Raw genomic sequence first — 429 nt, forward strand, 5'->3', positions numbered from 1 at the left:
CTGCTGCTGGATGTCGCTCTGGCGCGCACCCACGGCCATGCGCACGCCGATCTCCTTGGTGCGCTCGGTCACGCTCACCAGCATGATGTTCATCACCCCGATGCCACCCACGATGAGCGAGATCACGGCGATGGAGCTGATCAGCAGCGTCATGGTCTGCGTGGTCGCCTCGATGGTCTGGCGGATGCTGTCGGTGTTCAGCACATAGAAGTCCTTGCGGCCGTGGCGCTGCTCCAGCAGCTGGTTGATGCCCTGTTCGGCAGCGCTGCTGGGCGCGTCGTCGCGCACCCGCACGGTGATGCTGCGCAGGTAGTTCTGGTTGACGATGCGGCTCATCGCGGTGGTGTAGGGCACGAACACGTTCAGCGCCTCGGAGTTGCCGAAGGCCGACTCGCTCTTGGCCGCCACGCCGATGATGCGCACTGGCAC

General features: G+C 65.0%; 1 protein-coding gene. It reads right to left on the bottom strand.

Annotation, left to right across the window (positions count from 1 at the left end):
• A partial coding sequence (locus D7Y13_RS43360) for an FtsX-like permease family protein (protein ID WP_120631135.1) occupies positions 1–429 on the bottom strand: 429 nt, incomplete at both ends.

The sequence above is a fragment of the Corallococcus praedator genome (genome assembly GCF_003612125.1).
Classification (GTDB): domain Bacteria; phylum Myxococcota; class Myxococcia; order Myxococcales; family Myxococcaceae; genus Corallococcus; species Corallococcus praedator.